We start from the raw sequence: 20,642 nt of genomic DNA, 5'->3' as shown, positions 1-20,642 counted from the left end.
GCGCCGGGGTGTACAGGTAGGTCGCCGGGTTGGCGTACTTCGGATGCGTTCACGGGTCCGAGCCAGGTCAATGCGTACGCCCGCTGCGCGAAGCTCGCCTGACGGCCAGGCGCGCCAGGCGCCGCAGCGTTGACGTTCTCCTACGCGTGTACGCCAAGTGCCTCGACGGCCAGCAAGACCACATCAACGGAAAGATCAACCACGCTCTCGGCTGACTGACCTCCGCTCATCTCGGCCCCGGCTTCCTCGCCGGGGCCTTCTGCTTGCCATACCTCCCGATGGCCCCCTTCCGCTCCCGCAACAATGGAGCACCCCGTCAGGCCGAGGAACTGGTCAAGGTGTACTGCGCGGAGCGCGGCGAGGACGAACGACAGGGTCGTTGCGCTCCCGGGGGTGATCCAAAAGCCGGAGCGGCCTCTATCCGTTGTGGTGAAATATGCCGAATGGAGCGGATGAGGCAGCTGGTAGGCGAGATGCTGATGTACTGTTTCGTGGTCGTCCTGCTCACCGGCGGCTTCCTCGCGTTCTTCTACACGCCAAGCGGCCAGATGGTGTCCTACGGCGGAACCTACGAGCCGCTGCGCGGCGTCCCGATGAGCGCCGCCTACGACTCGATCCTGAAGATCAGCTTTGACGTGCGCGGCGGCCTGCTCATGCGGCAACTGCACCACAGCTCCTCGGTCCTGCTCGTCCTGGGGACCGTCGTCTGGGCCATGCTCGGCCGGTTCCGGTATGCACTCGTGGTGCTGGGCCTGGGCGTGCTCGGGGGGCTCGCCGGCTACGGTGCCGCCGATGACCTGCTGTCCGCGACCGTCCTGGGAAAGCTCCCCGTTCCCTTGTGGTACGCCCTGCACCTGCTGGTGGCGTCGGCCGTGGGCACCGTGCTGGTGATCTCCTCGCGGCGAGAGGCCGCTCGGCACCCGAGGACGCTCCGCTTCGTGGCGCTGGGCCTGGGCCTCACTGTTCTGGTGTTCTTCTGGCTTTGACCCGCTACCAGCCGCGCTGAGGATGAGCCTCCACCTGCCTGACCCGGGGCCTAGGTTGGCTTCTCGTGAAGCATCACGTGACCGGCGAGGCCGAGAGAAGCAGCACGCGCAGACATCAGCCACGGTCACCGATGCCGTGGGCCGACGAAGGAGGCCAATCGGCGGCGATCGCCCCAGCCCGCTACGCAGATCAGCCACCGTCAGCGATCGTCACGGCGGATGGTGCTACGGGCCTGACCTTCTCAACGACGGCTCAATCCTGACCCCGTAGCGGCGAACCCACCCGACGCCATCGTGAGCACCTGCGTACGGCCGGCCCGAGCGCAGAGCTCGTCGATTTCCTCTATCCGGGCATGGGTCACAACCTCCCACGCGAACTCTGGCCCGCCATCACGGTCGATCCACCTGCCTGGATCGCCCCAATCAAGGGGCGTGATCTGACGACTGCTCGCGCGGTGCAGACCCGGCCGCTGGAACCGTCAGAGTGACGCTCAGGCCCCCGTCCGGGCGGGGAGCGGCGGTGACCGTGCCGTCGTGCACGGCCGCGATCGACGAGACGATCGCCAGCCCCAGCCCGAAGCCGTCGGACCCGGTGCGATCGGTCAGGCGCTGGAAGGGCTCGAACAGGGCGCCGACCCGGTCCGCGGGGACATCCGGCCCGGTGTTCGCCACTGAGAGCGTGACGTGCCCGTTCCTGGCGGAGGTGGTGAGCCAGATGTCGCCGCCGGGCAGGTTGTAGCGGATGGCGTTGTCGACCAGGTTGGCGACGAGCCGTTCCAGCAGCACGGGGTCGCCCCACGTCACCACCGGCTCCAGTGTCGTGTGCAGCTTGCGGTCGCCGAGCCTGGCCTCGTCGAGGACGTCCTCTGCCACGGTGGCCAGGTCGACCTTCTCCCGGACGCTCAGCCCGCGCTCGTTCCGCGCCAGGGTGAGCAGGGCCCCCACGACCGCCTCGGCCTGGTCGACGGCGACCCGGACGTCCCGGCCCATGCTCAGCAGCTCCGCCTCCGTGGGTGCCCGCTTGCCGAGGACGACGTCGACGGTGGCGCGCATGACGGTCAGTGGCGTGCGCAGCTCGTGGCTGGCGTTGGCGATGAACCGCCGCTGGCTCTCGAACGCCGCCTGCAGGCGGCCGAGCATGTCGTCGAAGGTGTCGGCCAGCTCGTGCAGCTCGTCGCGCGGACCGGTCAGCGACACCCGCGCCGACAGGTTGTGCTCGGACGCGGCGCGTGCCGCCGCGGTGATGCGGTGGACCGGGCGCAGCACCCGCCCGGCGACGATCCACCCGGCGAGCGCGGCGAGGAGGGTGACCGCCACGAGGGTGATCAGCGAGTACCGCAGCAGGTGTGACAGGGTCGCCTCGCGCTGGCCCGCCGCGCCGGCCACGACGCCTTCCAGGTAGGCCAGGTCGCACTTGGCCTGAAGCCCGGGGTCGGCGTCCACGCGGAGGGCCTGCCTGCAGTATGTGAGGAACTGCTCGGCATTGTCCGCCGGGCGCGTCCCCGTGCCTTGGATCTCGGGAAGCCCGGCCACGAGGAAGTAGGTGATGGCGACAACGATCGCCCCGCACGCCGCGAACAGGCCGGTGTAGAGCAGCGTGAGGCGGACCCGGATGGTGAGGCGCGGCCGGGTCACAGCCGGTAACCCCGTCCGACGACGGTCTCGATCACCGGCGGCGGACCGAGTTTGCGGCGTAACCGGGTCATCGTGACCGAGACGATGTTGCTGAACGGGTCGGCGTTGGCGTCCCAGACGTGCTCCAGCAGCTCCTCGGTGCTGACCACGCCGCCGTCGGCGGCCATGAGCATCTCCAGGATCCCGAACTCCTTACGGGTGAGCGACAACGCGCGGGTGCCACGGCTGGCCCGGTGGCGGGCCCGGTCCACGACCAGGTCGCCGCGGCGGACGATCGGCGGCGCGGACGGCGCGCGGCGGCCGAGCGCGCGCACCCGGGCGACCAGCTCGTGAAACGCGAACGGCTTGCCCAGGTAGTCATCGGCGCCCAGCTCCAGCCCGTCGACCCGATCGTCGACCCCGGCCGCCGCGGTGAGCATCAGGATGCGGGCCCTGCCACCGGCCAGCGACCGGCACACCTGGTCGCCGTGGACCCCGGGCAGGTCCCGGTCGAGCACGATCACGTCGTACGCCGTGGAGGCCGCCTCGACCATGGCGGCCGCTCCGTCGGTGACCACGTCGACCGCCATCCCGGCGTCTCGGAGCCCTTCGGCGATCCGATGGGCCAGCGTGACGTGATCCTCGACCACCAGGACTCGCATGAGGTCATTCTGCGTCGCCGGGCATGACATCGGTCCGACATCGGACGTAGCGGTGCTGTCACCGGCCGGGGCGTAGACCTCAACGGCATGAGACCAATTCTCGTGATCCCCGTCCTGCTGTGCGGGCTGGCGGTCGCCGCCTGCACCAAGGCTCCCGAGGGCACCGGTATCGCCTCGGCGACCAGCGGCAGCGCGAGTGCCGGCCCATCCGCGCCCCCGACCGGCGATCCGGTCGGCTTCGTGAGGTGCATGGGGGAGCACGGCCAGAACATGCCGGAACTCGGCCCGAACGAACCTCTCCGGCTCACCCCGCCGCCCGGCAAGGAACGCGCGTGGCGAACCGCCCTGCGGGCATGCCAGCGCTTCCTCCCGGAGGGGGTAGGGGAGGCCGGCCCCCCGCCAGAGCAACTGGAGCAGCTCCGGGCCTTCGCCGTGTGCATGCGCGCCCACGACGTCGAGATGACCGACCCCGACCCAACCGACGGAAACATGAAGATCAAAGGCCGATTCGCGAACGTCACCCGAGCACAGCTCGACAGCGACCCGGTCTACAAGGCGGCCATCAAGGCCTGCAAGGACAAGCTGCCCCAGGAACAGAAGGAGGGGAAGTGAACCGGCCGACCCGGACGGTGCTGGCAGGCGGGTCGGCTCTGCTGGCGGTCGCGGTGGTGACGGCCGCCGCGATCGGCTTCGGCGGAAAGAGTCCGTCGGCCTCGTCGAGCACCACCAGGGCACTTCCCGCCACCGCTCCGGTCACCCGGACCACCTTGACCCGGAGCCAGCAGGTGAACGGGGTGCTGGGCTATGGGGCGTCGGTGACCGTCGCCGGACGCGGTTCCGGCACCCTCACCTGGCTACCGAGCCTCGGCACCACGATCAAACGCGGCCGGTCGGTCTACCGGGCGGACGACGACCCGGTGCCGCTGTTCTACGGCAGGCTCCCGCTCTACCGGCAGCTGCGCATCGGGGACGTCGGCAGGGACGTCGAGGAGGTGGAGCGTAACCTGACCGCCCTCGGCTATCGGGGGCTGACCGTGGACCGGCGGTACACCTGGGCCACGGCGGTCGCCGTACGCCGGTGGCAGAAGGATCTCGGGCTTACGCAGACCGGGGTCTTCGACCCGGCGTCCGTGGTGATCGCGCCCGGCGCGATACGGGTGGCGTCACTCACCGGGCGCCTCGGCGCCCCCGGGAGCGGGCCGATCCTCGCCTACACCGGCATCACGAAGGTGGTCAGCATCGCCTTGGACGTGGCGCTGCAAACCCTGGTCAGGCGGGGGCTGCCCGCGACGGTCGAACTCCCGGACGGCAAGACCGTCAAGGGCAGGATCGCCAAGGTGGGCACCGTGGCCACCGCCGGGGCGGACGAGCAGCGCCCCGCGACGATCGACGTGACCGTGACCCTCCGGGACCAGTCGAAGATCGGCCGGCTGGACCGGGCCCCGGTCGTCGTCAGCCTGGTGTCGGACAGCGTGCGCGACGTGCTCACGGTCCCCGTCTCGGCGCTGGCCGTGCTCGCCGAGGGCGGTTACGGCCTGCAGGTGGTGACCGGCTCCACCAGCCGGTACGTGCCCGTGCGGCTGGGCATGTTCGGCGACGGCCGGGTGGAGGTCAGCGGTGACGGCATCGCCGAGGGCACGCTCGTGGGGGTGCCCGAATGATCACCCTCAACGGAGTGGGCAAGACCTACCCGGGCGGCTTCCAGGCGCTGCGCGACGTCTCGCTGACGATCGACGCCGGCGAGCTGGTCGGCGTCGTCGGCCCGTCCGGCTCGGGCAAGTCGACGATGCTCCATCTCATAGGGGCGCTGGACCTGCCGACCAACGGGACGGTGACGATCGCCGGAACCGACGTGTCCCGGCTGCCGGACCGGAGGCTCTCGGCGCTGCGGGGGCGCACCGTCGGCTTCGTGTTCCAGCAGTTCCACCTCGCGGCGGGCGTGCCGGCGGTGGACAACGTGGCCGACGGCCTGCTCTACGCCGGCGTACGGCTGCGCGAGCGACGCCGCCGGGCGGCCGCCACCCTGGAGCGGCTGGGACTGGGCCACCGGCTGGACCACCGCCCGCACGAGCTCTCCGGTGGGGAGAAACAACGGGTGGCCATCGCCCGCGCGGTGGTGGGCGATCCGCCCGTACTGCTCGCCGACGAGCCGACCGGCAATCTCGACTCCACCTCGGGCGCGGAGGTGATGCGGCTGCTGCGGGACCTGCGCTCCACCGGCACCACCGTCGTGGTGATCACCCATGACCGGGACCTCGCCGCAGGGCTGCACCGCCTGGTGCACCTACGCGACGGGCAGGTGGTCGCATGACCGCGCCATCGCGTCTTTCGCCCGCGGACGCCTTCCGCGTCGGCGCCGCCGGTCTGCGCGCCCGGCCACTGCGGGTGTTCCTGTCCGCGCTCGGCATCGCGCTCGGCATCGCCGCGATGGTGTGCGTGGTCGGCATCGCGAGCTCCAGCCGGGAGAGCCTCAACCGGCAGCTCGCCGCGCTCGGCACGAACCTGCTGCGGGTGTCCCCCGGGCACACCCTCCACGGCGACCAGTCGCACCTGCCGGAGGAGTCGGTGGCGATGATAGGCCGGATCGGCCCGGTGCTCTCGGTGACGGCCACGGGGACGCTGACCAGCGCCAACGTGTACCGGAGTGACCGTGTCCCGCCGGGCGAGACGGGCAACCTGACGGTGATGGCCGCGCGGACCGACCTGCTCGGCACAGTGGGCGCGAGCGTGGCCAACGGGACGTGGCTCAACGCGGCCACCGTGCGGTACCCCGCCGTGGTGCTCGGGGCCTCGGCGGCCAAGCGGCTCGGCGTCGTCTGGGCCACCCCGGACGTGAAGGTGTGGCTGGGCGGCCAGTGGTTCACCGTCGTCGGCGTCCTGCGCCCGGTCGTCCTCGCGCCGGAACTGGACTTCGCCGCCCTGGTCGGCTGGCATGCGGCGAAGTCCACCCTGCGCTTCGACGGGTATCCGACCACCGTCTACACCCGTACGCGGGACGACGCCGTACTGGCGGTGAAGGCTGTCCTGGGCGCCACCGCCAACCCGGAGAACCCGAATGAGGTGGACGTGTCGCGGCCGTCGGACGCGCTCGCGGCCAAGCAGGCCACGGACACGGCCTTGACCGGGCTGCTGCTCGGCCTCGGCGCGGTGGCCTTGCTGGTCGGCGGCGTGGGCGTAGCGAACACGATGGTCATCTCGGTGCTCGAACGGCGCGCGGAGATCGGCCTGCGCCGGTCGCTGGGCGCCACCCGGGGACATATCAGGATCCAGTTCCTCGCCGAATCCCTGCTGCTGTCGGCGCTCGGCGGCGTCGGCGGCGCACTGCTGGGGATCGCCGTGACAGGGGCGTACGCGACGTACCAGAACTGGCCCGCGGTGGTGCCCGCGTGGGCCGGCGTCGGCGGCGTGGTCGCCACGCTGGTGATCGGCGGTTTCGCCGGCATCTACCCGGCCTGGCGCGCCGCCCGCCTCTCCCCCACCGAGGCCCTTGCCGCCCCGTGACCCTCCGTCAGGGCCAACACAAAGCGCCCCGGAGCGATCAAGCTTCGGGGCGTTTGGGCTGTTCAGAGGATGTGGTCAGGGGCAGGGTCGAACTGCCGACCATCCGCTCTTCAGCCGCCCTCGGGGCCGACGTTCCTGGAATTCGCACAGACCTATGCTCAGCCGGTGGCGCACCTCGGCGGCCCGGACCCGGGAGACTGACGTCTACGGCCTGCTATAGCTGGTTCCCGCCCTGGTGACGGACCTGCCGAACCGGCCGCAGGAGAGCGACATGCGCGAGGTGCTGCGCAGTCACGCCTGCTGCCCAAGGACCGGCGCGGCGAACTGCCCCTTGCCCTGGCGCTGGCGTTGGCCTGGCTGGAGAAGGCATCGCTGTCGCTGGCCGACCTGCAAGACCCTCGTGTGGCGCGGACTGCCCTCGAAGCGATCTCGGTGACCTTCGTCGACCGCGTCAGGCGCGCGGTCGGTGAGCTCCCCGGTGTGAACAGCGTCGGGAAAGAGCTCTCCTGACTGGAGGCCGCCCGTCAGCGGCGCTAAACGCCGGCGCGTCGGCCACAGCCGAGGATATCCGCCTCAGTCCTGCCAGGCGCCGGCCGCGTTTCTACCTAAGCACCGGGAACTCCAGGACCGCTCTGCCTGTGGTGGTCTAGTACGCCCTCGCCGCCATGGTGCTCGCCGTAGGGTCACGCCCTGCGAAGGCGTCGGCTCGCCCCGCGGGTAGCTGAGTTATCCGCCACCACTTGGGAAAACGCCGTTGAGAGCGGATCGCGTATGGTTCGCGATCACTGGCCTACGGCTGTACACGACGGCACTCGGCTGCATCTGATCGCCAAGAGGCGAAGCGCTGAACCCCAGGTCAGGGGCTAAGCGGCTGGTCAGGTGAGTGCCCCCGGCAGGATTCGAACCTGCGGCACCCGCTTTAGGAGAGCGGTGCTCTATCCCCTGAGCTACGGAGGCGGGGCTGGTGTAAGCGTACCGAAAGGCGAGCACCATGTGTGCAGAGGCGTGGCTTGGCTTTGCGACTCCTATCTCATGTGTGCCCTGAGCTGGGGTAAAAGGCTGACATGCCAGCAACGTACGGTAGCGCTGGGTGACTACTGTCGCGCAGCGTGACCGTTGAGCGACGAATGCAGGTTGAGAGGCGCCGGGGTGTCCGGCCGGGTGTGCTCGTGGCGGCGATGCTGGCGCCCGCGGTCCTCGCGGCAGGGCTCCTTGTGGCTGAGCTCACTGGCTATGAGGAGCACGTGCGGGGCCGGCAGGCACATGTGGTGAATGTGAAGGCGCTGTCGGGGTGGCAAGGCGTCCCCAGCATGGTCTTCGTGACTCCGGTACCGGCTCCGCCGCATGCGGATTATGAATACGAAGGTGTGATTCCGTCTCCTTTGATCTCCGGGGACGAGGAGGCGCTGGACGTCTCGCGGATGACTGTCGGCGGGTGGGAGTCGATGTATCCGCTCCTGCGGGTCGGCCATGAGGAACCGGCCGGACGGTATCCGCAGGCTGATCGCGATGGTCGGCTGACTCGCGCGTTACGGGCGGACGTGCCGGAGGCGGTGGGGATGTGGCCTCGGGTGAGGAGTGATCGTCCGGGGCGGCATGTATGGCGAGCGCTGCCGGAGGAGGAGCGCGCGTCGGCGTTGCCGCTGGGAAAGCACGGGCGAGCGGCGCGACCGGATGAGCGGGCGCCTGCGGTGTCGCATGAAGATCACGCGAGCGCCGTGCGGCCGGAGGAGCCTGCGCAGGCGGTGCCCTCCGCAGATCACACGCCAGCGGCGCATCCAGCGGAGCGTGTGCAGGGCGTGGTTCCGGACGAAGGTGCACAAGCGGCACACCCAGAGGAACGACCACAACGCCTGCGAGCTGAGGAGCATAGGCAAGCTGGTCCGCCGCCGGGACATGTGCAAGCTGGTCCGTCCGATAAAACTGCGCAGGCCGGTCGGTCGGTGGGGCGTGCGCAGGCGGGTCCGTCCGATAAACGTGCGCGGGCCGGTCGGTCGGGGGGACGTGCGCAAGCTGGTCCGTCAGTGGGACCTGGGCGAGCGGTGGGGTCGAGGGGGCGTTCAAAGGTCACACGCCTGGCGGGACGTGGGCAAGTGGTCGGTTCGAGGGGGCGTAAAGGAGCCGCACGCCTAGGTGGACGTGGGCGAGCGGTGCGGCCGAAGGAGCATTCACTAGCCGCACGCACGGCGAGACGAGGGGAAGCGGAGCAACCGAGGAAACGTCAGGAAGCGGAGCCGTCGGCGCAACCTGGGGACGCGGGGCTGTCGGTAGGGCGAGGGGACGCGGGGCTGTCGGTAGGGCGTGGGGAAGCGGAGCCGCCGGTACGGCGTGGGGAAGGGGAGCCGTCGGCGCAATCTGGGGACGCGGAGCTGTCGGCAGGACGTGGGGACTCGGGGCCGTCGGCAGGGTCCGGGGTGTTGGCCGCGAGGTTCGCTGGGCTGGCGGTGCGGTCGGCATTGGGAGTGTTGATGGTGAGTTCGGCCATGGCGGGTATGCCGGAGGCCGGGTGGCGGCGGGGATGTTCTTCTGGGTGGCGCGGCAACGGGCTGTGGCAACTGTGCCAACCGTGCGATAGCGAGAAGGTATAAATGCCATGATCCGTACCTAACGGCTGGCATGACTCGGGTCCGACTATGCAGCTTGCTGTAGTAACGTGCGTGCCGGGCTCAGGTCACAAGTTCGCAAACGGAGGGGTCCGTAACGTGCCATCTCCCCGATCGGCGGGCCTGGTCGCCGCACTCATGGTGATGGTCTCCATGCTCACCATGACGTCGTCGGGCTCGGCGCAGGCGCGGGCGGTCACCCACCAGGCTGCACCCCAGGAGCTGGATCCTGGCAATCTGACGCAATTGCGCCGCGACGCCGAAAAATCGTCCCAGGCGCTGGCAGAAGCCACCAAGGCACTGGAGCAGCGGCAGGCGACGCTGGCGAAGGCCGACAAGGAGCTCAAGGGCAAGCTGGAGCAGCTGCGTACGGCCACCCTGGAGATGTCCAAGGTGCGAAGGCCGCTGGCGGACCTGGTGCAGTCCCTGTATCAGGAGCCTTCGGGCGGCGACATGGCGCCCTTCTTCACCGGCGAAAGCGATGGGACCAGCCTTCGCGCTCTGAGCGACATGACCTACATCGTTTCGGGACGTGACAAGGTTCTGGCCGACGCGGGGCGGCTCTACCAGGAGCAGCAGAGGCTGGCCGGCGAGGCGCAGGATCTTCGTGCGACGAAGCTGCTGGTCGAGGCCCAGCTCGGCCTTGAGATCGACACGCTGAGGAAGCGGTCGGCGACGGTGGTGAAGTCGCTCTCCCAGGCGCTGACCAAGCTCGGCGTGCGCGTCAACCAGGGCGGCCGTACGGGGGCGGCGTGCGACCCCACGCAGGTGAGCTCCGCCGCGCAGTATCCCAACGGGCTGCTGCCCAAGAGTGCCCTGTGCCCGCTGCAGCAGCCGGGCCGCGAGTTGCGGGCGGACGCGGCGATCGCCTTCGTCGCGCTCAACGAGGCGTACAGGAAGCAGTTCGGCAGGCCGATGTGCGTGACCGACAGTTACCGCAGCCTCGGCCAGCAGCAGGCCGTCTTCTACCGCAGGCCGGGCTTCGCGGCGGTGCCCGGGCGAAGCAACCACGGGCTTGGGCTCGCGGTGGACCTGTGCGGTGGTGTCGACGTCTTCCGCTCGGTGCAGTTCAACTGGCTTGAGGCCAACAGCAAGAAGTTCGGGTGGATGCACCCCGACTGGGCCTATCACAGCCCGTTCGAGCCGTGGCACTGGGAGTACGACCCGAAGCTCGGCTCTCTGCTTTAGTCGAGATCTGTGCTGCTGGGGTCGCCGGTAGCGGTCGTCATCGGGAGTGGCCGTGGATGGTGATTGACAGGCGTGAACCCGTGCCGGCTCGGGCGAGACGGGCGGCCTGCTCGGGTGTGGTGGCCAGAACGACGAGAGCGCCGCTTTCCGTCATGGAGTCGGCCGAGTCGGCCGAGCGCGGAAGGGCGACGACGGTGACGGCCTGGGCCACCGTGGCCGCCCGCGGATCGAGGGCGGCGTCGTCCCACTGGGCGGCGGCTGCGATCACGTCGATGACATCGCCCACGCGAAGCAGGCGGGCCGAACCGGCGTCCGTGATGCGTACGGGCGTCGCCAGCAAGCCGGGGCCGTAGGCGTCGACCAGGGCCGGGCCAAGCAGGCGTAAGTCGGTGAGAGGCTCGCCGCGGCGGGCTGGTGCGGCCAAGACGCGTCCGGCGACGGACGCACCTGGGCGGAGCGCGCCATCGGGCACGGTTGCTTCCGGAATGCGTGCCACGGTCAGGTCTGATGCTGTCAGCGTGCCTGCCCTGAGGTCGCGAGCGGCGGCCAGGACCTCAGTGAGGGGAGCTGGACGCATGGCCAGGCCGATGCTTCCCGCGGCCATGGCCGCGAGGACGACGGCCATGAGCCGGCGTCGCCGATTGAGTATCCGAGCTACACGTAGTGCGGCCCGCATGGCTGTCTCCTGCGGCTGAGGTGTACGTCGACATTCAGGACAGAGTTAGGCCTCGGGTAGCGCCCTAGCGAGATCCTTCGTACGGGCGGGCGGGCAGGTCACCTGCGGAAAGCCCTAAGGCGAGGGGCGAGGCATGGCTTTGCGCGCGTGTGGCGAGAGCCCTCACGGTACGGAGGCGGGGAGAGGGTGATCGGGCAACCGCTGCCGGGTCGCCGTTCAGGGCGGGCGGGGCGCGCCAGAGAAAGGCTTGGGGCTGATGCGCATAGCGAGGCGGGGTCAGGGTGGTGGTTTCGCGGGGCGTGGGATCGAGAGCGCTGGGCTGGGAGCCCAGGGGGTCAGTTTGCTGGAGTTGGGGGGTGGAGCTTGAGGGCCGTAGTTCGTTGAGTCGGGGGTGTGGAGGGGTCAGGGGAGTTCGAAGGGGAGGTTGATGCCGTTCAGCACGTCGCCGCAGGGGCAGGTGCGCTCCGTCGGGAGATCCTTGACCACCGAGCCGACGAGGGCTCGCATGCGCTCGCTGTTGGCCGCGAAGAAGGCGAAGACTTCATCCTGGGTGACGCCCTCACCCGTGTCGACGCCGGCGTCGTGATCGGTGACGAGGGCCAACGTCGTGTAGCAGAGGGCCAGTTCACGGGCGAGAACGGCCTCTGGGTAGCCCGTCATGCCGACGATCGACCAGCCGTTGGAGGTGAACCAGCGTGACTCCGCCCTGGTGGAGAAGCGGGGGCCTTCGATGACGACGAGAGTGCCGCCGTCGACGGCATCCCAGCCGTCGGACTCAGCCTTCGAACAGGACAGAGCCCTGCCGACGGGGCAGTAAGGATCGGCGAACGGGACGTGGACCGCGCCGTTCGCGTCGTAATAGGTCTGCACCCGGCCCGATGTGCGATCGACGAGCTGGTCAGGGATCACAAGGGTGCCCGGGCCGTACCGCACCTGGAGAGACCCGACGGCGCTCGGTGCCAGCACCTGGCGCACGCCGAGGGAGCGAAGCGCCCAGAGGTTCGCCCGATAGGGAATGCGATGGGGAGGAAACCGGTGGTCGCGGCCGTGGCGGGGCACGAACGCCACTGAGCGCGAGCCGATGTGGCCCACAGTGATGGTGTCGCTCGGAGGCCCGTACGGCGTGGCGACGTCGATCTCTTCGGCATCATCGAGGAGGGAGTAGAACCCTGACCCGCCGATGACCCCGATGTCCGCTCTCATGACCATGGCGCAGACACTAGCGCCCCAGGCCCGGGCAGAAGAGATCAGAGTCGAGACCTGTGGATAACCCTGGCCGTGAGATCGCCGGTGGGGCGGAAGTCGTGGTGCGTTGCGATGGGGGAGGCCGGGCCGCTAGAACGCCCCTGTGACCGGCTTCTTGGAGCACGGCGTGGCCGCGTGCGGTTCTGCGAGCCACTTGCAACGACCAGTCATGCCGCGACGGAAGGGCCGGTGGCAAGGTGCAGGCGGTCGGTTTGATGGTGTCGCGTCCGGCTTGCGCTGTGAAGAGGGCAACGCCACTACGGCCTGTGCATGGGAGAAGGCAGGCGTCCAAGCGAGGTTGTACGGCCTGCGGGAGCCGTACAACCCAGGGCGTCGTCAGGCTGCCGAGCTGCTCGCGGGCGCCGAAGAACTCGCCGAGGCGGGCTCCTTCTTGGTGGAGGTGGTGGTTCCGGAGTCGGAGCCGCCGGAGTCCCCGGAGCTGCTGGAACCAGAGGAAACCGAGGCACCAGAAGAAGCGGCGGAACCGCTGGACGTCGAGCTTCCGGTGGACGAGCGGTTGTCCGTCCGATAGAAGCCGGAGCCCTTGAAGACGATGCCGACGGCCGAGAACACCTTGCGCAGTTGGCCCTCGCAGCTCGGGCATGTGGTCAGCGCGTCGTCGCTGAATCTCTGGACGACCTCGAGCCCTTCACCGCAAGCGGTACAGGCGTACTGGTAGGTGGGCACGCACTCCTCCTCGTATGACTCACGCCGAGTATGACTCACGCAGACTGGCACTCTACCGATGCGACTGCTAATGGTACGCAGCCGATTAGGCTAAACGCCACCCAGGCAGGTTCTAATCCCCGTCACAAGCTCTGTGGGGTGCCCCGTAAAGGCTCTGCGGAAGCGATGCGGAAGCGAGCCGGCGGGCTGTGACGAGCGCGGCTCCGTACCTGGTCGTGAGATCCATCGGGCCTGGAGCCTCCGAGCGGGGCACGGCGAGGCGACGAGACCGAACTGGGGCTGGCAGCCTGGTCGAGCTGGGGCCGAAGTCAGGGGACCAGAGGGCCGGTGACGTCGGCTCAGGGTCACTCGCCGCGTTCGCCGTACCAGCCGGCGAGTTTGCCCCGGCGGCTCACCGCTCGGAGGCGGCGTTCGACGGTCTGCCTGTATGCGGCCGTGGTGACGACCAGGAGCTGGTCCTCGGCTCGGAGGCGCGTGGAGCCCTCGGGGACGAAGGAGCGGCCCTCGCGTACGACCATCGTGACGGCCGCGTCCGAGGGCAGGCGGAGCTCGAAGATCTCTACTCCGTGCAGCCCTGAGCCCGGCGGGATGGTGATCTGAAGGAGGTCGGCGTTGAGCTCTTCGAGCGGAGCCGCCTCGACACCCAGGTCACGGGCCTCGTCGAGCGCGTTGACCCGCAGGATCCGCGCGAGGTACGGCAGCGTCGGCCCCTGCACCATCGTGAAAACGATCACGATGACGAAGACCTCGTTGAACACCCCCTTGGCACCGATGAGCCCGGTGGCCCACGGGATGGTGGCGAGCACGATGGGCACCGCCCCCCGCAGTCCCGCCCAGGACAGGAACGCCTGTTCGCGCCAGGAGAGCTGGTCCACCCGCGCCAGCCGTACGATCAGGGCGGAGACCACGACGGACAGGGGCCTGGCGAACAGCAGCAGGGCGAGGCCGGCGATCAGGCCGGGCACGACGGCCGTGGGCAGCTCGTGCGGGCTGGCGAGTATGCCGAGCATGACGAACAGGCCGATCTGCGCCAGCCACGCGGCCCCCTCGGCGAAGCCCCGGGTCGCCGCCCGGTGCGGCAGCCGCGTGTTGCCGAGGACGAGCGTGGCGAGGTACACCGCGAGGAAGCCGCTTCCGTGCAGCAGCGCCGCGCCGCTGTAAGCGATGAACGCGAGGGCGAGCACGGCGATGGGGTAGAGACCGGACGACGGCAGAGCCACCCTGCGCAGCGCGTATCCCCCGAGGGGGCCGACCGCGAGGCCCACCGCGCACCCGACCGCGAGCTCGAAGAACGCGTCGAAGACGACGTGCCCCACGCTCGGCAGGGGTGTGTTCACCTGACTCAACATGGCGACGACGATGACCGTGGGCGCGTCGTTGAAGCCGGATTCGGCCTCCAGGATGCCGGACAGGCGCTGGGGGAGGCGAAGGCGCCGCAGTACGGAGAACACCGCGGCCGCGTCGGTCGAGGCGAGGATGGCCCCGAGCAGCAGGGCCGTACGCCAGTCCATCTTGAGCAGCCAGTGCACCGCGGCGGCGAGGGAGACGATGCTGATCGCCACTCCGACCGTGGCGAGCACCAGCGCGGTCGGTACGGCCCGGCGGACGTGCTGCCAGTTCGTGGTGAGGCCGCCCTCGGCCAGGATGACGGCGAGGGCGGCGAGGCCGATCTGCTGGGCGAGCTGCGCGTTCTCGAACTGGATGCCCAGCCCCGCCTCGCCGACCAGCAGGCCGAGCCCGAGGTAGATCAGCAGGCTCGGCAGTCCCGTGCGGTGGGCCACCCGTACGGAGGCGATGGCGGCGATGACGACGACGGACGCGAGGAGCAACCAGATATTAAGGTTCACCGGCCCCCCATCTCGCGTTTTCCGTCCATTGTGTCGTATTCGTGTGGGCCTCTACCACGATGAACTGCTATGAGCTACCGTCACACGCGACACAAGCGGCGCTATATCGACGGGTATCAGGTGACGGCAGTGACCGACGAGGCTTCCCCGGTTCTGGAGAACACGAGGAAGGATGATCCCGCCGGTGGCGAGGAGGCCGTGCCGGCGGAGCCGCCCAAGAAGCGGCGCCTGCTGCGCCGGCTGCTTATCGTTACGGGGCTCATCTTCGCCATGGTCTTCGCGGCGGGGTTCGCGCTGGTGATGGAGCGTCAGATCACGCTGAACGGCAACATCGAGCGTATCCCTGGAGCGTTCCCCGAGGACGTGGGGCGGCCGGTCAAGGCCGTCGGGGAGGCGCAGAACTGGCTGCTCATCGGGTCGGACAAGCGGCCGGGCGAGTCGGGCAACCAGCGGGCCGACACGATCATGATCGTCCATGTCCCGGCCGGCCGGGATCGGCTCACCCTCATCGGCATCCCCCGCGACTCTTATGTCCGTATCCCCGGGCACGGAAACAACAAGATCAACGCAGCGTACGCCTTCGGTGGCCCGAAGCTGCTGATCAAGACGGTCGAGGACCTCACCAAGGTGCGCATCGACCACTTCGCGGCGCTCGACTTCCAGGGATTCGTCGCGATGACCGAGGTGATCGGCGGCGTCGACGTCTACGTGGCCCGCAAGGTGTACGACCCGATGAACAAGATCACATGGCCGCAGGGTCAGGTGCACCTGCAGGGTGAGAAGGCGCTCCTGTTCGTGCGGCAGCGGTACAACCTGCCGGGGGGCGACTTCGACCGGATCAAGCGGCAGCAGGCGTTCGTCGGCGCGATGGGTCACAAGATCATCAGTAAGGAGCTGCTGACCGATCCGTTCAAGCTGAACGCCTTCCTGGAGGCGCTCACGAAGGCGGTCAGCGTCGATTCGGGCGTGACCCTGAGCACGCTGCGGGACCTCGCCCTGGAGCTGAGGGACATCCGGCCGAACACCGTCGACTCCACCACCATCCCCACGATCGGCACCGCGACCATCAAGGGCGCCAGCGTCGTACGCCTCGACAAGAAGGCCGGTATGTCATTCTTCGAGGCGGTCAGGAACGACACCCTGGAGGAGTACTTCAACGACAGCGGCGGCCTCAACGACCTCACGATCGTCCCGTGACACGTCAGAAGGTGATGATCCCGGACGGGAGCGCCGCCATCGAGACGGCCTGGTCGTGCGGCTCCGAGGGAATGCCCTCGATCAGCTCGCCCTCGTGGAGCAGCGCGACCGTCGGCACGTTCGGGCCGACCCGCGCCAGCGCCCGGTCGTACGAGCCGCCGCCGCGCCCGAGCCTGACCCCGCTGGACCGGTCGACGGCCAGCGCGGGGACGATGACCAGCGCGGCCGTGCGGATGGTGTCGACCCCCCGCCGCGTGTCCACGGGCTCCATGACGCCGCGCGGCCCGGGGGCCATCGAGTCGGGCCCGTCGTACACCGCCCAGTCGAGGTCGTTGTCCGGTTTGAGCACGGGCAGAATCACCGTGGCGCCGTGCTTCCAGAGGGCGAACACCAGGCCCTGCGTCGCCGGCTCCGTGCCCACCGACCAGTAGCACGCGACCAGCCCGGCCATCTGCACCCAGGGCTGGTCGAGTAGCGTTTCCCTGATCGCGGTCGCCGAGCCGCGCGGATCGGAGAGCCCTGCTCGTGCGGCGACGATCCTCCGGCGCAGCTCCGCTTTGTCCACTCGGCCCTCCATTAAGGTGCATCCCATGGCTGACTACGATCCAGTGACGAAAGTCGTCATCCCCGCCGCCGGTCTCGGCACGAGGTTCCTGCCGGCGACCAAGGCGACCCCCAAAGAGATGCTGCCGATCGTCGACAAGCCGGCCATCCAGTATGTCGTCGAAGAGGCGGTCTCGGTCGGGCTCCTCGACCTCCTCATGGTGACAGGCCGGAACAAGCGTTCCATCGAGGACCACTTCGACCGGGCGTACGAGCTGGAGGAGGTGCTCGCCGCCAAGGGCGACTCCGAGCGGCTCTCGCAGGTTCTCGAGCCGGTGGAGATCGCCACCTTCCACTATGTGCGGCAGGGTGAGCCCAAGGGCCTCGGTCACGCGGTCCTCTGCGCGAAGCAGCACGTCGGCGACAACCCGTTCGTCTGCCTGCTGGGCGACGACCTCATCGACCACCGCGACCACCTGCTGAAGCGCATGATCGAGGTGCGCGACACCTACGGCGGCAGCGTCGTCGCGCTGATGGAGGTGCCGAGGGAGCAGGTCTCCCTGTACGGCTGCGCGGCGATCTCGCCGACCTCCGAGGACGACGTGGTCCGCGTCACGGGGCTCGTGGAGAAGCCCGCGCCCGAGGACGCCCCGTCGAACTGGGCGGTCATCGGGCGTTATGTCATCGACCCCGCGGTGTTCGAGGTGCTGGAGAACACCGCTCCTGGACGTGGCGGGGAGATCCAGCTCACCGACGCGCTACTGGAGCTCGCCGGCCGTTCCACGGACGAGGGCGGCCCGGTCCACGGCGTGCTCTTCCGGGGGCGCCGTTACGACACCGGTAACAAGATCGACTACCTCCGCACGGTCGTCCAGTTCGCCGCTGACCGTCCTGATCTCGCGCCCGAGTTCATCTCGTGGCTGCGCGAATTCCTGGACGAGCTGCCCAAGTAAGGCACCGTTCGATGCGATGAAGCCTCCACAGACGGGTCGATGCGAATGGACGCGATGAAGACGGTTGACGCCCATCTGGCCGAGATCCTCGGCGCGGTGCGCCCGCTGGATCCGGTCGAGCTCGACCTGGAGGAGGCGCTCGGCTCCACCCTGGCCGAGGACGTCACCTCGCCGGTCGCGCTGCCGCCCTTCGACAACTCCGCCATGGACGGCTATGCCGTACACGCCGGGGATGTCGCGGGCGCGACCGGCGACGCCCCCGTGGTGCTGCCGGTGACCGTCGACGTGCCCGCGGGCGACACCGCGTCGCGGGTCGTCGAGCGGGGAACCGTCACGCGCATCATGACCGGGGCGCCCGTGCCCGAGGGCGCCGACGCGGTCGTGCCCGTCGAATGGACCGACGGGGGCACCGTCAAGGTGTCGATCAGCCGGCCGGCGCCGCCGGGCAACGCCATCCGCAGGTCGGGGGAGGACGTCCGGGCCGGCGACCTCGTGCTGGCCGCGGGCACCGTGATCGGCCCGCCCCAGCTCGGCATCCTCGCCGGGGTCGGGCGGCGTACGGTCCTCGCCCATCCACGCCCGCGCGTGGTGGTGCTGTCCACCGGCGCCGAGCTGGTCGAGCCGGGCAGGCCGCTGGGGCACGGGCAGATCTGGGAGTCCAACAGCTTCACCATGGTCGCGGCCGTCCAGCAGGCGGGCGGGGTGGCGTTCCGCAGGAGCGCCGTGGGCGACGATCCCCAGGAGTTCTTCACCACCCTGCACGGCCTTCTCGGCGAGGCCGACGCGGTGATCACCACGGGCGGCATCTCGATGGGCGCGTACGAGCCCGTCAAGGAGGCGCTGTCGCCGCTGGGCACCGTGCGGTTCGAGAAGGTCGCCATGCAGCCGGGCATGCCCCAGGGCTTCGGGCTGCTGGGCGACCGCCGGGTGCCGATCTTCACGTTGCCCGGCAATCCCGTCTCCTCGTACGTCTCTTTCGTGCTGTACGTGAAGCCCGCGCTCGCCAGGATGCGCGGCGTCGCCGCCGGGCCTCCCGCCACCGTGACCGCCACCACGGCGGCGGCGTTGCGTTCCCCGGCGGGCAGGCGCTCCTTCCTGCGCGGGGTGCTCAGCGTGGACGGCGGGAGCGCCGTGGTGACCCCCGTGCACGGGCAGGGGTCCCACCAGCTCGCGGCGCTCGCGGGAGCCAACGCCCTGATCGTGGTACCCGAGGATGTCACCGGCCTGCCCGAGGGTGCGGCCGTGGAGGTGATCCCGCTGTGAGTGAACTGACGCATATCGACGAGTCCGGCGCCGCCCGCATGGTGGACGTGTCCGCCAAGGACGTCAGCGTCCGCACGGCCCTCGCCACAGGCCGGGTGCTGCTGTCACCGGAGGCCGTGGCGATCCTCCGGTCCGGCGCGGTGCCGAAGGGCGACGCGATCGGGGTAGCCCGCATCGCCGGCATCCAGGGCGCCAAGCGCACGCCCGACCTGATCCCGCTCTGCCACCCGATCGCGCTGCACGGGGTGAAGGTGGAGGTCGTCGTGGTCGACTCGGGCGTTGAGATCACCGCCCGGGTGAAGACCGCCGACCGTACGGGCGTGGAGATGGAGGCGCTCACGGCCGTCTCGGTCGCGGGCCTGGCGATGATCGACATGATCAAGGCGGTCGATCCGGCGGCGGTGATCACCGATGTGCGGGTCGAGGAGAAGACCGGTGGGAAGACCGGCGTCTGGACCCGGCCGTGAGGGCGCTGGTGGTGACGGCCTCCAACCGCGCCGCCGCCGGAATTTACGCCGATAAATCGGGACAACTGCTGGCCGAGCTGCTCGCCGAGGCCGGCTGCGAGCAGGTGGACGGCCCGAAGATCGTCCCCGACGGTGAGCCCGTCGAGGCCGCCCTGCGCGAGGGTGTCCGCGAGGGGTACGACGTGATCGTCACCACCGGAGGCACCGGGCTGACCCCGCAGGACCTCACCCCGGAGATGACGGGCCGGGTGATCGAGCGCGAGATCCCCGGCATCGCGGAAGCCGTACGGCAGGCCAATCGCGAGAAGGTGCCTACCTCGATCCTCTCGCGCGGGCTCGCCGGTCAGGCGGGGACGACCCTCATCGTCAACCTTCCCGGGTCCTCGGGAGGCGTGCGGGACGGCATGGCCATCCTGGCTCCGATCCTCCGGCACGCCGTCGATCAGATCAGTGGTGGCGACCATCCCCGCCACTGACAAGGCACTGTCAGGGCGTGGGTCTGGCCCCCGCCATGGCGAATTCGGGGTCGGACAGGGGATGATTGACGCGTGGATCGACTTCGCGGCTGGCCGGCGACCCTGAACGAGGGACCGGTGGGACTCAGGCCGCTGCGTCTGCGCGATGTCAGTGCCTGGCGCGAGACGCGACTGCGCAACGCCGACTGGCTGCGACCATGGGAGCCGAGCAACCCTGAGACCCCGCTGTTCCGCACCGGCCTCGGGCCGTACATCTCCATGGTGGGCACCCTGCGGCGTGAGGCGCGGCAGGGCCTTGCGCTGCCCTGGGTCGTGACCTGGCGCGGGGCGTTCGCCGGCCAGCTCACGGTGGGCGCGATCGTCTGGGGCTCGGCGAGGTCCGCCCAGGTCGGCTACTGGGTGAGCGGCACCCTCGCGGGGCGCGGCATCACTCCCACGGCGCTCGCGATGGCCGTCGACCACTGCTTCTTCACCGTCGGCCTGCACCGCCTGGAGGCGAACATCAGGCCCGAGAACCACGCCAGCCGGCGGGTGGTGGAGAAGCTCGGCTTCCGCGAGGAGGGGATCCGCCGCCGGCAGCTCCACATCGACGGCGCCTGGCGCGATCACATCTGCTACGCCCTGACGCTCGAAGACGTGCCCCGGGGGCTGCTGGCCCAGTGGCGGCAGACCCGGGAGAAAACCGCCCACGACGGCTCCTCCTAGACGGCCATAGACAGCTTTGACACAGGCCT

Annotated in this window: 20 protein-coding genes and 1 tRNA gene; 13 read left to right on the top strand and 8 right to left on the bottom strand. The window is 69.7% G+C overall.

Annotation, left to right across the window (positions count from 1 at the left end):
* The first annotated feature begins 452 nt into the window (after positions 1–452).
* Positions 453–986 (top strand): hypothetical protein, encoded by a 534-nt coding sequence (locus OG589_RS33110; RefSeq protein WP_405142021.1) that lies wholly within the window; start codon positions 453–455, stop codon positions 984–986.
* Positions 987–1,409: 423 nt separating this feature from the next.
* Here the strand turns inward: OG589_RS33110 and OG589_RS33105 are convergent, their stop codons facing one another.
* Positions 1,410–2,621: a sensor histidine kinase gene (locus tag OG589_RS33105; protein WP_405142019.1), complete on the bottom strand. Its 1,212-nt coding sequence runs from the start codon at positions 2,619–2,621 to the stop codon at positions 1,410–1,412.
* The gene (locus OG589_RS33100; protein ID WP_405142018.1) at positions 2,618–3,262 is read right to left on the bottom strand and encodes a response regulator transcription factor; all 645 of its coding nucleotides are present in this window, start codon (positions 3,260–3,262) and stop codon (positions 2,618–2,620) included. Before OG589_RS33100 ends, OG589_RS33105 begins: the two co-directional genes overlap by 4 nt.
* 87 nt (positions 3,263–3,349) lie before the next feature.
* Here OG589_RS33100 and OG589_RS33095 point away from each other — a divergent pair, with 87 nt between their 5' ends.
* The 5 genes from OG589_RS33095 to OG589_RS33075 all read left to right on the top strand — a co-directional run bounded on the left by OG589_RS33095 (position 3,350) and on the right by OG589_RS33075 (position 7,273).
* Entirely contained in the window at positions 3,350–3,874 is a 525-nt protein-coding gene (locus OG589_RS33095; protein ID WP_405142016.1) for a hypothetical protein, read from the top strand.
* The gene (locus OG589_RS33090; RefSeq protein WP_405142015.1) at positions 3,871–4,923 is read left to right on the top strand and encodes a peptidoglycan-binding protein; all 1,053 of its coding nucleotides are present in this window, start codon (positions 3,871–3,873) and stop codon (positions 4,921–4,923) included. Before OG589_RS33095 ends, OG589_RS33090 begins: the two co-directional genes overlap by 4 nt.
* Positions 4,920–5,573, top strand: a complete 654-nt coding sequence (locus tag OG589_RS33085) for an ABC transporter ATP-binding protein (RefSeq protein ID WP_405142014.1) — start codon at positions 4,920–4,922, stop codon at positions 5,571–5,573. The genes OG589_RS33090 and OG589_RS33085 overlap by 4 nt, the downstream gene beginning before the upstream one ends.
* Positions 5,570–6,763, top strand: coding sequence for an ABC transporter permease (locus OG589_RS33080; protein ID WP_405142013.1), 1,194 nt, complete (start codon positions 5,570–5,572; stop codon positions 6,761–6,763). Before OG589_RS33085 ends, OG589_RS33080 begins: the two co-directional genes overlap by 4 nt.
* 348 nt (positions 6,764–7,111) lie before the next feature.
* Positions 7,112–7,273 carry a hypothetical protein gene (locus OG589_RS33075; protein ID WP_405142012.1) on the top strand — a complete coding sequence of 54 codons (162 nt, stop codon included), beginning with the start codon at positions 7,112–7,114 and terminating at the stop codon, positions 7,271–7,273.
* Positions 7,274–7,647: 374 nt separating this feature from the next.
* On the opposite strand, the gene OG589_RS33070 is transcribed toward OG589_RS33075, so the two are convergent.
* Positions 7,648–7,720 (bottom strand) — tRNA-Arg (locus OG589_RS33070).
* Between the two features lie 1,745 nt (positions 7,721–9,465).
* Between OG589_RS33070 and OG589_RS33065 the strand changes: the two genes are divergently transcribed.
* Entirely contained in the window at positions 9,466–10,554 is a 1,089-nt protein-coding gene (locus tag OG589_RS33065; protein WP_405142011.1) for a D-alanyl-D-alanine carboxypeptidase family protein, read from the top strand.
* A 37-nt stretch (positions 10,555–10,591) separates the two neighbouring features.
* Here OG589_RS33065 and OG589_RS33060 read toward each other — a convergent pair whose 3' ends face one another.
* The 4 genes from OG589_RS33060 to OG589_RS33045 all read right to left on the bottom strand — a co-directional run bounded on the left by OG589_RS33060 (position 10,592) and on the right by OG589_RS33045 (position 15,009).
* The gene (locus OG589_RS33060; RefSeq protein WP_405142010.1) at positions 10,592–11,179 is read right to left on the bottom strand and encodes an RcpC/CpaB family pilus assembly protein; all 588 of its coding nucleotides are present in this window, start codon (positions 11,177–11,179) and stop codon (positions 10,592–10,594) included.
* Between the two features lie 453 nt (positions 11,180–11,632).
* A complete protein-coding gene (locus tag OG589_RS33055) occupies positions 11,633–12,439 on the bottom strand; it encodes an S-methyl-5'-thioadenosine phosphorylase (protein WP_405142009.1) in 807 nt (268 codons plus the stop codon).
* A 372-nt stretch (positions 12,440–12,811) separates the two neighbouring features.
* Positions 12,812–13,162 (bottom strand): FmdB family zinc ribbon protein, encoded by a 351-nt coding sequence (locus OG589_RS33050; RefSeq protein WP_405142008.1) that lies wholly within the window; start codon positions 13,160–13,162, stop codon positions 12,812–12,814.
* Positions 13,163–13,506: 344 nt separating this feature from the next.
* Positions 13,507–15,009, bottom strand: a complete 1,503-nt coding sequence (locus OG589_RS33045) for a potassium/proton antiporter (protein WP_405142007.1) — start codon at positions 15,007–15,009, stop codon at positions 13,507–13,509.
* Positions 15,010–15,138: 129 nt separating this feature from the next.
* On the opposite strand from OG589_RS33045, the gene OG589_RS33040 reads away from it, so the two are divergent.
* Positions 15,139–16,206, top strand: a complete 1,068-nt coding sequence (locus tag OG589_RS33040) for an LCP family protein (protein ID WP_405142006.1) — start codon at positions 15,139–15,141, stop codon at positions 16,204–16,206.
* Between the two features lie 4 nt (positions 16,207–16,210).
* Here OG589_RS33040 and OG589_RS33035 read toward each other — a convergent pair whose 3' ends face one another.
* Positions 16,211–16,771: a 5-formyltetrahydrofolate cyclo-ligase gene (locus OG589_RS33035; RefSeq protein WP_405142005.1), complete on the bottom strand. Its 561-nt coding sequence runs from the start codon at positions 16,769–16,771 to the stop codon at positions 16,211–16,213.
* A 25-nt stretch (positions 16,772–16,796) separates the two neighbouring features.
* Here OG589_RS33035 and galU point away from each other — a divergent pair, with 25 nt between their 5' ends.
* The 5 genes from galU (at position 16,797) to OG589_RS33010 (ending at position 20,613) form a co-directional block, all read left to right on the top strand.
* Positions 16,797–17,702, top strand: coding sequence for a UTP--glucose-1-phosphate uridylyltransferase GalU (galU, locus tag OG589_RS33030; RefSeq protein ID WP_405142004.1), 906 nt, complete (start codon positions 16,797–16,799; stop codon positions 17,700–17,702).
* 54 nt (positions 17,703–17,756) lie between these two features.
* Entirely contained in the window at positions 17,757–18,965 is a 1,209-nt protein-coding gene (gene glp, locus OG589_RS33025) for a gephyrin-like molybdotransferase Glp (RefSeq protein ID WP_405142003.1), read from the top strand.
* On the top strand, positions 18,962–19,432 hold the full coding sequence (moaC, locus tag OG589_RS33020; protein WP_405142002.1) for a cyclic pyranopterin monophosphate synthase MoaC: 471 nt from the start codon (positions 18,962–18,964) through the stop codon (positions 19,430–19,432). Before glp ends, moaC begins: the two co-directional genes overlap by 4 nt.
* Positions 19,429–19,908: a molybdenum cofactor biosynthesis protein B gene (locus tag OG589_RS33015; RefSeq protein ID WP_405142000.1), complete on the top strand. Its 480-nt coding sequence runs from the start codon at positions 19,429–19,431 to the stop codon at positions 19,906–19,908. The genes moaC and OG589_RS33015 overlap by 4 nt, the downstream gene beginning before the upstream one ends.
* A 72-nt stretch (positions 19,909–19,980) precedes the next feature.
* A complete protein-coding gene (locus tag OG589_RS33010; protein ID WP_405141999.1) occupies positions 19,981–20,613 on the top strand; it encodes a GNAT family N-acetyltransferase in 633 nt (210 codons plus the stop codon).
* Positions 20,614–20,642 lie beyond the last annotated feature (29 nt).

This window comes from Sphaerisporangium sp. NBC_01403, assembly GCF_045040145.1.
Lineage (GTDB): Bacteria > Actinomycetota > Actinomycetes > Streptosporangiales > Streptosporangiaceae > Sphaerisporangium > Sphaerisporangium viridialbum.
The sequence above is the reverse complement of the archived record's forward strand: the minus strand, read 5'-3'. Positions and strand labels throughout refer to the sequence as shown.

Coding starts and splice junctions, on each gene's coding strand:
- OG589_RS33110 (WP_405142021.1), top strand. CDS start 453: ATGAGGCAGCTGGTAGGCGAGATGCTGATGTACTGTTTCGTGGTCGTC.
- OG589_RS33100 (WP_405142018.1), bottom strand. CDS start 3,262: ATGCGAGTCCTGGTGGTCGAGGATCACGTCACGCTGGCCCATCGGATC.
- OG589_RS33095 (WP_405142016.1), top strand. CDS start 3,350: ATGAGACCAATTCTCGTGATCCCCGTCCTGCTGTGCGGGCTGGCGGTC.
- OG589_RS33085 (WP_405142014.1), top strand. CDS start 4,920: ATGATCACCCTCAACGGAGTGGGCAAGACCTACCCGGGCGGCTTCCAG.
- OG589_RS33080 (WP_405142013.1), top strand. CDS start 5,570: ATGACCGCGCCATCGCGTCTTTCGCCCGCGGACGCCTTCCGCGTCGGC.
- OG589_RS33060 (WP_405142010.1), bottom strand. CDS start 11,179: ATGGCCGTCGTCCTCGCGGCCATGGCCGCGGGAAGCATCGGCCTGGCC.
- OG589_RS33055 (WP_405142009.1), bottom strand. CDS start 12,439: ATGGTCATGAGAGCGGACATCGGGGTCATCGGCGGGTCAGGGTTCTAC.
- galU (WP_405142004.1), top strand. CDS start 16,797: ATGGCTGACTACGATCCAGTGACGAAAGTCGTCATCCCCGCCGCCGGT.
- glp (WP_405142003.1), top strand. CDS start 17,757: ATGAAGACGGTTGACGCCCATCTGGCCGAGATCCTCGGCGCGGTGCGC.